Origin of the sequence: Frankia sp. EI5c, assembly GCF_001636565.1 — a bacterium.
GTDB lineage: Bacteria > Actinomycetota > Actinomycetes > Frankiales > Frankiaceae > Parafrankia.
The window spans coordinates 1-5758 of the sequence record NZ_LRTK01000026.1 but is presented as its reverse complement, the minus strand read 5'-3'; the positions used below and the strand labels follow the sequence as shown (position 1 = coordinate 5758).

At 72.0% G+C, this 5758-nt stretch carries 7 protein-coding genes and 2 pseudogenes; 4 read left to right on the top strand and 5 right to left on the bottom strand.

All coding sequences use genetic code 11. The features are described from left to right. Positions 1-45 precede the first annotated feature (45 nt). Positions 46-1257, bottom strand: a complete 1212-nt coding sequence (locus UG55_RS13985; protein WP_066068173.1) for a pyridoxal phosphate-dependent aminotransferase — start codon at positions 1255-1257, stop codon at positions 46-48. Positions 1258-1298: 41 nt separating this feature from the next. Beyond that, positions 1299-1715, bottom strand: coding sequence for a hypothetical protein (locus tag UG55_RS13980; protein WP_128422992.1), 417 nt, complete (start codon positions 1713-1715; stop codon positions 1299-1301). A 423-nt stretch (positions 1716-2138) separates the two neighbouring features. On the opposite strand from UG55_RS13980, the pseudogene UG55_RS36700 reads away from it, so the two are divergent. The 3 genes and pseudogenes from UG55_RS36700 to UG55_RS27330 all read left to right on the top strand — a co-directional run. Then, a pseudogene (locus UG55_RS36700) lies at positions 2139-2380 on the top strand (helix-turn-helix domain-containing protein); the annotation flags it as partial. Positions 2381-2480: 100 nt separating this feature from the next. Beyond that, the gene (locus tag UG55_RS36695) at positions 2481-3062 is read left to right on the top strand and encodes a DUF5753 domain-containing protein (RefSeq protein WP_313954611.1); all 582 of its coding nucleotides are present in this window, start codon (positions 2481-2483) and stop codon (positions 3060-3062) included. Next, positions 3059-3280, top strand: a complete 222-nt coding sequence (locus UG55_RS27330) for a DUF397 domain-containing protein (RefSeq protein WP_083986792.1) — start codon at positions 3059-3061, stop codon at positions 3278-3280. Before UG55_RS36695 ends, UG55_RS27330 begins: the two co-directional genes overlap by 4 nt. Positions 3281-3411: 131 nt before the next feature. On the opposite strand, the gene UG55_RS13970 is transcribed toward UG55_RS27330, so the two are convergent. From UG55_RS13970 to UG55_RS13965, 3 genes and pseudogenes are all read right to left on the bottom strand, one after another. Continuing rightward, on the bottom strand, positions 3412-3639 hold the full coding sequence (locus tag UG55_RS13970; protein WP_066068159.1) for a DUF397 domain-containing protein: 228 nt from the start codon (positions 3637-3639) through the stop codon (positions 3412-3414). Positions 3640-3873: 234 nt separating this feature from the next. Next, positions 3874-4151: pseudogene (locus tag UG55_RS36690) on the bottom strand (recombinase RecB); the annotation flags it as partial. Between the two features lies 1 nt (position 4152). Then, positions 4153-4704: PD-(D/E)XK nuclease family protein (locus tag UG55_RS13965; RefSeq protein WP_242424306.1), on the bottom strand; the 552-nt coding region annotated here is incomplete at its 3' end. Positions 4705-5066: 362 nt separating this feature from the next. Between UG55_RS13965 and UG55_RS13960 the strand changes: the two genes are divergently transcribed. Then, entirely contained in the window at positions 5067-5399 is a 333-nt protein-coding gene (locus UG55_RS13960) for a chorismate mutase (RefSeq protein WP_066068156.1), read from the top strand. Positions 5400-5758 lie beyond the last annotated feature (359 nt).

Sequence of the window (5758 nt, the reverse complement as noted above, 5' to 3'; positions counted from 1 at the left end):
CCAGCCGGGCCAGCCATACCAGCCGGGCCAGCCATGCCGGCCCGGTCAGCGGGCCAGCCCCCGGAGCCGGTCCTGGGCCGCGCGCAGGGTCGCCAGCTTCTTGGGGAAGCCGAAACGGATGATGTGTCGCCCGTCGGCGGGGTCGGCGTAGAAGGACGAGCCGGGCACCCCCGCGACCCCGAACTCCCGCACCAGCCGCCGAGTGAAGGCGACGTCGTCGCCGTCCGGGTCCAGCTTGGTGGTGTCGCACATGACGTAGTAGGCGCCGTCCGGCGGGCGCAGGAGGAATCCGGCGCTCTCCAACGCCCCGCACAGCAGGTCACGCCGCTGCCGGTAGTTCTCAGCCAGCTCGGCGTAGTAGCTGGTGGGCAGCTCCATCGCGGCGATTCCGGCCGCCTGCAACGGCGCGGCCGCCCCCACGGTCAGGAAGTCGTGCACCTTGCGGATGGCAGCGGTGTACGGGGCGGGCGCGACGGTCCACCCGACCCGCCACCCGGTGACGGCGTAGGTCTTCGACAGCGCGTTCACCGTGATCGTCCGGTCCTCCAGCCCGGGGACGGTCGCCGGCGGGATGTGGCCACCCGGGCCGAGGTAGTGGATGTGCTCGTAGATCTCGTCGGTCAGCACCAGGATGTCGTGGCGCTGGGCGAGCTCGGCGATGAGCGCGAGCTCGGCGGCGTCGAAGACCTTGCCGGTCGGGTTGTGCGGGGTGTTGACGACGATGGCGCGGGTGCGGTCCGAGCAGGCCGCGCGCAGTTCCGCCTCGTCTATCGACCAGTCCGGACCGCGCAGCCGGACGAGCCTGGGCACCGCGCCGGAGAGGATGGCGTCCGGGCCGTAGTTCTCGTAGAAGGGCTCGAAGAGAACGACCTCGTCGCCCGGGTCCACCAGCGCCAGCATCGAGGCGATCATCGCCTCGGTTGATCCGCAGGTGACGCAGATCTCCGTCTCCGGGTCGACGGACCAGCCGGGATAGGTCCGCGCGATCTTGGCGGCGATCGCGGCCCGCAGCCCCGGGGCGCCCCAGGTGATCGCGTACTGGTTGACGTCGGCGTCGATCGCTGCCTTGGCGGCCTCCTTGAGCTCGGCGGGACAGGGGAAGTCCGGGAATCCCTGGGCCAGGTTCACGGCGTCGTGCTGCAACGCGAGCCTGGTCATGTCGCGGATCACCGATTCGGTGAAGGTCTGCGCCTTCGCCGAGATCCTGGCCGCCGGGCCGCCCGGCCCGGTCGAGTTCCGCTCGGTCGTTTCCTCCACCTGCCCATGATGAGCCCCGCCGCCACCGGACACCCGCACCCTCAGTTCCCGGCCCGCCTGACCTGCTGGCCGCCTGGCGGGCCGGCGGCGGTCTGCGCGGCCCGGGGTGCCCGCGGAGTCGTGGCCGAGCTCGCGGAGAACGCGGCGGCGGCCCAGGAGGCGGCCGGCTCGCGCTCGGCCGGGCGCCGCCACACCGTCAGCCGACACTGCCCGGGGCCGACGGTCCAGGTCCGGCGGTCGAGCTGGTCCTCGATACGGATCGGCAGCCGGGTGAGCGGCTCGGCCGCGCGCCGATGCCCCCAGGCATGGGCGACATCCCAGCTGGCGAACATGCCGACGAACTGACCGTCACCGTCGAACACCTGGAAACGGCGTGTCTCGCCGCCCGCGCCGGTCGGCGACTGGCCGGGCGGGTCACCTGGTGACGCCCCCGGGCCGGCCTGACCGGCGGATCGCACGAACACGGATCCGCCGGCAACCGGAACGTTCCTGCCCACCAGGCGAGCGCCCGACCCACCGTTCATCACGACCACCCCGTCCGGCGGCAGCGGCGGCCCTGTACAGAACCGCCCCCTCGCCACCAAAAGCAAGATACCGGACACATAGTGTCAGCTGGGACACGTGAGTAACGCACATGCATTCACCACGATTGTGCATCCATTGTTCCTGCCCCCGGTCAACTTATGCTGAGATCATGACCCTCAGGCTACATTGGCACGCGAACGGTTGAATTCAACAAACTATTTATTAATGAGACGAACACTCGGTAGCCCCGTGGCGGCAGAACTCACTGTTCCCTTCGGTGTGCTCATCGCGCGCGCCCCGCCGTTGATGAACCCGGTTCGGCCCGCGGATGTCCCGGCCGTGGCACGGCCACGCGCATGAGGATGACGTGCACGGCATCAGGAAAACGGCCACAGAGAGGCACCATGTCCGAGCTCACCATCGGGGGAAGCCCCACAGTGCGCCGTCGGCGGCTCGGCACCGAGCTCCGGCGGCTCCGGGACCAGGCCGGCCTGTCGGCGGAGGACGCCGCACGCCACCTCGAGTGCTCCGCGTCGAAGATCAGCAGGGTCGAGACGGGGCGGACCCCGGCACGCGTCCGCGACGTCCGCGACCTGCTNGACCTCTACCAGGTGCGGGACGACGCCGAGCNGGAGACCCTGCTCGACCTGGTCCGCCAGTCGAAGGAACACGGCTGGTGGCAGTCCTTCGGCGACACGGTGCCGGACTGGCTGGAGACCCTCATCGGCCTGGAGGGCGACGCCGAGACGATCCTCACCTACGAGTCGGTGCTGGTGCCGGGCCTGCTGCAGACCGAGGAGTACAGCCGCGCGCTGGCCCTGGACTTCGACCGGGACGGATCACCGTCCGAAGCCGAGCGGACGGTCGCACTCAAGCGGGAGCGACAGAAGCGGCGCCTGGGCACCGGCCGGCCGCTCATCCACGCGCTCCTCGACGAGGCCGTCCTCCACCGGCCGGTGGGTGGCCCCCAGGTCCTGCGCGGGCAGCTGGAACATCTGCTCGCCGAGGCCGCCAGCGGCCGGGTTGTCCTGGGGGTGATCCCCTTCCAAGCGGGCGGTTACCCGGCGCAGGGCTTTCCGTTCACTCTGTTCGAGTTCCCAGACACCCGGGACCAACCCGTGGTCTATCTGGAAGCCCTCTCCGGCGCGGTCTACCTGGAAAAGGCTCACGAGGTGCGCCGATATAGGGTCGCCTTCGACAAACTCCGGGCCTGCGCTCTCGGTCCTGGGGAGGCAGGCGCCATGATCATGCGCATAGTCGAGAAGGTGAAAGCAGAGTGAACGCATATACGGGCAGCGGCGGCACGAGCGGCGCCGAGGCTCTGCTCTGGCGGACGAGCACGTACAGCCAGCCGCGTGGAAACTGCGTCGAATGGGCGCCCGGGCCGGGTACGGCGTTCGTACGGGACTCCAAGGACCGCGCCGGGGGAACGCTCATGTTCTCGGAACGTTCCTGGTCATCCTTCGTCAAAGCGGTCCGCGCCGGGGCCCTGAGCTGACCGGGCCCTGACAACCGCCGTCCGGCCCGCCGCCGTGGTATCCGCCCGGACCGCGCGTGGCCGGGCGGCGGCCGGGCTTCACCCGCGGGTCAGCAGCCCGCCGGGCTTCACCCGCGGGCCAGCGGCGCCGCTCAGGGCGTCAGGTCGAACTCGCCGTCGCCCAGACCGGCGATGAAGTCGTCCCACTCCGCGTCGGTGAACAGCAGCACCGGACCGACCGGCCGGTCCGAGTCCCGCATGGCCATGCCCCCGGGGATCCTCGCGACCTCCACCCGGTTCGGCTCGTCGTCGCCCGCCCGTGCGGAGCGCCACGACGCGCTGGCGAGATCCCGATGGGTGAGGTCGAACTTGCGCGGCACCGGTACAGCTCCCGACCTGGTCAGTGACGAACGTCGGGGACGCGGCGGCCGGGCAGGTGGGCGACACCTCATCGACCGCTCCGCTCCCGGCGCCAAGGGTAGAAGGCTCGGCGAGCTTCACCGCGCAGGCCGGCCGGCGAGTCCCCTGGCAACAAACTGCCACCCACCGGCGGTCGCCCCCCCCCGCCNTGACCGCCATGACCCGCCATCCCCCGCCAACCGCCCAGCTCGCCGTCACTCCGCCAGGGCGGCCCAGGGTTCGCGGTCGGGTGAAACCGCACGTCCCTCGGCGCAGTGCCGCCGGAAGTCGCACCAGGAGCACAGCGGCCCCGGGCTGGGCGGGAAGGCGGTGCCGGCGTCGACGCCGGCACGGAGCCGCTCGGTGGCCGCGGTGACATCCCGCGCCACGGACTCCGCGCGCCGCACATGACGTTCGAGCGACTCCTCGGTGTGCTCCGCGACGGCGACCGACCCGCTCGGGAGGTGGTGGAGCTCGACCCGGCGACACACTTNCCGCAGCATCCGCCCGGCGGCGAGGGCGTAGAGCGCCAGCGCCGAGGACCCACGGGCGTCCGCGTCGGTGAGCGGACGACGGCCGGTCTTGTAGTCGACCACGACGAGTTCACCGCCGCGTTCGTCGAGACGGTCGACCCGGCCGTGGAAGGCGAGTTCCTCGGTGCGGGTGGCGACCTGGCGTTCCACGGCCCGCGGCTCGGCCGCCGGGTCGAGGCCGGCGGTGTAGCTCTCGACCATGGCCGCGGCGCGCTCACGCCAGGTGGTTGAGTGCTCACGGTCGCGGAACCCGTCCTCGACCCAGCCGGAGCGCAGCAGCGAGCCGGCCCGCACCGGCGTGCGGGCCGGCAGCGGCACATCCCACCAGCGGTGCAGCGCGTTGTGCACGCTCGTGCCGAGTGAGTTGTGCGCCCAGGGCGGGCCCTTGGGCGGCGCCGGCCGGTCCAGGTAGATCATCCGGTAGCGACGCGGGCAGTCCTCGAACGCCGACAACCGTGACGGGGTGCAGGAGAACAGCCGGCGGGGCATCCCGGCCAGCTCCATCTGGTCCATGAGCCGATCATCGCNCCCGGCGGCGGGGTCGATCATCCCGCCTCGGCCGGGCCGATCATCCCGCCCGGCTGGGCCGAGCCAGGCTCACATCCGTACCTTCTGGACGGCACGGAGCCCGCCTGGCATGCTCGGTCCATGCATGTCGGTGGGCCAAAGGTGCGCGTGAAGGCGCCGCTGGCCGGGATCGGGCGGCCGGGAGTCGGCCGGGTCGGTCTTCGTCCACCGCGAAAGTTTTACGGGGGCCGGGTACGGTCCCCGCTCTGCCGCTGATCGAACGCGGCTCCGCGTCAGACCACAGCCCGGCAACACCCGGGCCCGTTGTGGCGCGGGTCGCGTCGAGCCCTACCGCGAAGGGCCCACCAGTGACGAACGTAGTCGACGCCTCCATCTCCACGACGGCAGCCGACACCGCCGCCATCCCCCAGCCGGCCGCGCCCACCGACGCGCCGACGATCTCCTCCATCGAGGAGGGGCGCCAGATGATCGATGACATCGACGCCCGGATCCGTGCGCTGGTGGCCACCCGCAAGGAGGTGTCCCGCCAGGTGCAGGCACTGCGCGCTTCCGAAGGCGGGCCGCGGGTCGAGCACGGGCGGGAGAACTCGATCATAACCTCCTGGGCGGACGAGCTCGGGCCGCGCGGCGCGGAGATCGCACTCGCCGTCCTGACCCTCTGCCGCGGCAACCTGCCCTAGCCCTCGGCTCCTGGGCTTCGGGCGCCGCCCACAGCCCTGGGTGATTTCTCGTGGACCAAGGTCGGGTGGTTCGGGTTCGGGGCAGCGGGCCGGGTGGTTGATCGGAGGTCGGGGCGGCTGTGTCTGGCCCGCGACCGCGGGCGGCCGGGTCGGGTCGCGGTGCGGGTGGCCGGGTCGGGTCGCGGTGCGGGTGGCCGGGTCGGGGCTGCGGTGCGGGCGGCCGGCTCAGGCCGCGGTGCGGGTGGCCGGGTCGGGCGGCGGTCGCTGGCTCGGGGCCGGGGTGGCTGTGGCTGGCTCGGGGTTGGGGTGACAGACCTGTCTGATTGGACGGGGCGCCCCGGTGGCGGGGCGGGTCGGCC